Origin of the sequence: Bradyrhizobium sp. PRIMUS42, assembly GCF_023006515.1 — a bacterium.
In the GTDB taxonomy this organism is placed as follows: domain Bacteria; phylum Pseudomonadota; class Alphaproteobacteria; order Rhizobiales; family Xanthobacteraceae; genus Bradyrhizobium.
On record NZ_JALBGZ010000610.1, the window covers coordinates 1 to 3,796 of the forward strand.

Annotated in this window: 5 protein-coding genes; 3 read left to right on the top strand and 2 right to left on the bottom strand. The window is 64.9% G+C overall.

Features of this window, described 5'->3' with window-relative positions:
• A partial coding sequence (locus tag MOV75_RS30350) for a LapD/MoxY N-terminal periplasmic domain-containing protein (RefSeq protein ID WP_309486976.1) occupies positions 1–598 on the bottom strand: 598 nt, incomplete at its 3' end.
• A 194-nt stretch (positions 599–792) separates the two neighbouring features.
• Between MOV75_RS30350 and MOV75_RS30355 the strand changes: the two genes are divergently transcribed.
• The gene (locus tag MOV75_RS30355) at positions 793–1,413 is read left to right on the top strand and encodes a response regulator transcription factor (RefSeq protein ID WP_157326983.1); all 621 of its coding nucleotides are present in this window, start codon (positions 793–795) and stop codon (positions 1,411–1,413) included.
• Positions 1,414–1,486: 73 nt separating this feature from the next.
• Positions 1,487–2,332, top strand: a complete 846-nt coding sequence (fghA, locus tag MOV75_RS30360) for an S-formylglutathione hydrolase (RefSeq protein WP_246929698.1) — start codon at positions 1,487–1,489, stop codon at positions 2,330–2,332.
• 41 nt (positions 2,333–2,373) lie between these two features.
• Here the strand turns inward: fghA and MOV75_RS30365 are convergent, their stop codons facing one another.
• Positions 2,374–2,946 (bottom strand): DUF3280 domain-containing protein, encoded by a 573-nt coding sequence (locus tag MOV75_RS30365; protein ID WP_246929701.1) that lies wholly within the window; start codon positions 2,944–2,946, stop codon positions 2,374–2,376.
• A gap of 59 nt (positions 2,947–3,005) precedes the next feature.
• Between MOV75_RS30365 and MOV75_RS30370 the strand changes: the two genes are divergently transcribed.
• Positions 3,006–3,796, top strand: a 791-nt coding sequence (locus MOV75_RS30370; protein WP_247007156.1) for an ABC transporter substrate-binding protein, incomplete at its 3' end; no start/stop codon positions are given.

Genomic DNA, 3,796 nt, shown 5'->3' on the forward strand with positions numbered 1-3,796 from the left:
CCTGATAGCGCCCAGCTTCGAGCTCGGCCATCACATCCGCAAGGGACTGCAGCGGCGCAAGGGCCCGGCCGACCACATTCATCATCACCAGAAACAGCGCCAGCGCGATCGCCGAGCCGACCTCGAGCTGGGTCACGATGCCGTCCCAGATCTCGGCGATCTCGTCATCGGGATGCGAGGTGATCAGGAGCGACCCGGGCCTGCCCTGGATTGAAACAGGCACACTCACCGCGGTCTGCTCGGGATGAACCAGGCTGACGAACCAGGCCGGCGGCCCGCGCGTGTCGGCGTCAGTGTCAAGCCGGGGAGGCGTCTGCGGATTGCCGCCGGCATCCCGGAGCGTGATGCTGACATGGCGCAGACGGCTGAGGTCGCGCGCGATCTGGTTCAGCCTGGCATCCGGATCGGGCGCCTCGTTGAGATCGGCCACGATCATCTCGATGAACTCGCGCGCCAGCCGGATCACGCTCTGGTCTTCGGCCTGCACGCGGGGACCCGCCTCCGCGACCTGGCGCCCGATATTGACGGCGAGCCCCAGGGCCAGCAGCAGCGCCAGCAACAGGTTGATGCGCCCGCGCAAGGATAGGTTTTGCCACATTGGTATCGCTCGTGCCCCGCGAAGGTTTGGCCCGCGCCTGCCCGATGACGTTGACAGGGGCGAAGCGGCGGATATCTAATCGAAAGCGTACAGCAATCCCGGCCGGGTTGCATGATCCGACATGAGACGCATGCGGCTCCTTGTTGGGTATCATGCGGCACGACAACAGGCCGGAGCTGTCACGGGGAACGCCTATGCGCATTCTGATCGTCGACGATCATCCCATTGTCGCTTCCGGCTGTCGCGCCGTGCTGGCCGACGAGGGCGAGATCGAGATTTTGGAGGCCGCCGACGCCGAAGACGGCGAGTGCGTCTTCATTGTCGAACGCCCCGACCTCTGCATCATCGACATCAACTTGCCGACCGTTTCCGGATTCGAGCTCGCACGCCGCATCCTCGAGCGCGCGCCCGAGGCCCGCATCATCATGTTCAGCATGAACGACGACCCGGCCTTTGCCGCGCGGGCGATCGAATGCGGCGCCAAGGGCTACGTCTCCAAGACCGGCGATCCCGACGACCTCGTCGAGGCGATCCGCGCCGTCGGCGGCGGCGGCACTTACCTGCCGAGTGCGATCGCGCGCAGCATCGCCTTTGCGGGACCTGCGCTGGCGCAAAGCCCGCTATCCAAGCTGAACGCGCGCGAGATGGAGATCCTGCGGCTGCTCAGCGCCGGAAAGAGCCTGTCGGAGATCGCCTGGCTGGTGCAGTCGTCCTACAAGACGGTGGCCAACACCTCGTCCATCATGCGCCAGAAGCTCGGGGTGAAGACCTCGGTCGAGCTGGTGCGGCTGGCGATCGACAGCGGTGTCGCCTGACGCGGCAGCTGCCACAAATTCGGTCACACAAGCGTTGCAATATTGATGTGGTGCGATGCCACGGAGTGAAGGCATGACGATTCAGACTGTCTCGACGAACAAATCCTACGGCGGCGTGCAGGGTGTTTATCGCCATGCGAGCCAGGCGACTGGAACCGACATGGTGTTCTCGGTCTATGTTCCCCCGCATGCCGACGGCGCCAAGCTGCCCGTGGTCTGGTACCTCTCCGGGCTCACCTGCACGCATGCCAACGTCACCGAGAAGGGCGAATTCCGCAAAGCCTGCGCCGAGCTCGGCCTGATCTTCGTCGCGCCCGACACCTCACCGCGCGGGCCCGACGTTCCCGGCGATGCCAACAACGCCTATGATTTTGGCCTCGGCGCCGGCTTCTATGTCGATGCGACGCAGGAGCCGTTCGCGCGCAATTATCGGATGTGGAGCTATGTGACCGACGAGCTGCCGAAGCTGGTCGCGGGAAATTTTCCCGTCGATGCCAAGCGTCAATCGGTGATGGGCCATTCCATGGGCGGTCACGGCGCGCTCACGGTGGCGCTGCGCAACCCGCACCGCTATCGCGCCGCGAGCGCATTCGCGCCGATCGTGGCGCCCTCGCTCGTGCCCTGGGGCACCAAGGCGCTGACCGGCTATCTCGGACCGAACAAGGACGCCTGGCGCGGCCACGACACGGTGGCGCTGATCGAGGATGGCGCGAAGTTTTCCGGCTTCCTGGTCGACGTCGGCGAGGCCGACAATTTCCTGAAGGAGCAGCTCAAGCCTGAGCTGCTCGAAGCCGCCTGCACCAAGGCGAGCATCCCGCTGACGCTGCGACGGCAGGCGGGCTACGATCACAGCTATTATTTCATCTCGACCTTCATGGGCGACCATCTGCACTGGCATGCGGAGAGATTGAAGGGGTAAACTTTCTTACCCTCGCTCTCCAGGGAGGGTAAGAGCTACCCCTACTCCCGCTTCCCGTAATTCGGCGCCAGCAAGCGATTGCGGATCAGATAGCTCATCGTGCGCGTCCAGGCTTCGTCCGTGTTGCCGCGCATGTCGGCGCTGGCCGCCGCGATCATGTTGCCGGTCTTCACGTCGCGCAGATAGATGTTGAGGTTGATGATCAGGTTCGAGACCTTCTGCACCATGCCGGTGATCTCGAGGTCAGCTCCTAACTCCCCGGCGAGCTTGAGATCGCAGCCGCCGCAGGCCTGTAAGTTGGCGTGACGGGCCGCGTCCCTGACCGGCGCGATGTCGAGCACCTGGAACCTGCCGGAATCCGTCAATTCCTTGCGGAGCTGCTCGCTGATGCGCACGAGCCGCGCCTCTTCGGGCCTGGAGCCGTAGAACTCGCCGGGCAGGCTGGTGTCGATCAGCTCGAAATCGAACACTGCGAGTTTCGGCGGGTCGGCGCGCGCGACCGACCCCGTCAACAGCAAAGCCGCGAAACATATCAGCGCTCGCATGATCGTGATTCCAGTCCTCGTGCGCGCGAGGACGAAATGCGGGGTTGCATGCCCTGACAAATTGGTCATGCTTTAGCAGAGACAATTCTCTACCGGCGGTCAAGCGGGGGAGAGCGCCTGGAGGAAACATGATCCGATGGTTGGCCGGTCTGATCGGCTTTGGTCTCGCTGCGACGAGCGCGCTCGCGGCGGAGCCTGCCCTGATCGGCGTCGGCTATCTCGGCGTCGCCGGTACCAGATCGACGCTGTCGCTGGTTGAGCAGCCCGCGGAGAATGACGGCATCGCCGGCGCGCGTCTCGCGATCGAGGACAACAACACCACCGGGAAATTTCTGGGTCAGCGCTTTGCGCTGGAAGAGCGCCGCATCAGGGAAGGCGAGGATCCGGTGCAGGCCGCGACCGCGCTCGCGGAGAAGAACGGCTTCATCATCGCTGACCTGCCCGCCGATGCGCTGCTGAAAGTCTCGGACGCCTTGCGCGAGCGCGGCACGCTGCTGTTCAACGCGGGGGCGATCGACGAGCGGCTGCGAGAGGCCGATTGCCGCGCCAATGTCATCCACACCGCGCCGACGCGCGCGATGCTGGCCGATGCGCTCGGGCAATATCTGGTGTGGAAGAAGTGGTCGCGCTGGCTGCTGGTGGTCGGCTCGCATGACGAGGACAAGCTGTTCGCCGATGCACTGAGGCGCACCGCCACGCGGTTCGGCGCCAAGATCGTGCAGGAGAAGACTTTCGAGGACAAAGGCGGCGCGCGACGCACCGACAGCGGCGTCACGCTGATCCAGCGCCAGATGCCGGTGTTCACCCAAGGCGCGCCCACTTACGACGTGCTGGTCGCCGCCGACGAGAGCGAAGTGTTCGGCGCCTACCTGCCCTACCGCACCTGGGATCCGCGCCCCGTCGCGGGCTCGGCCGGCCT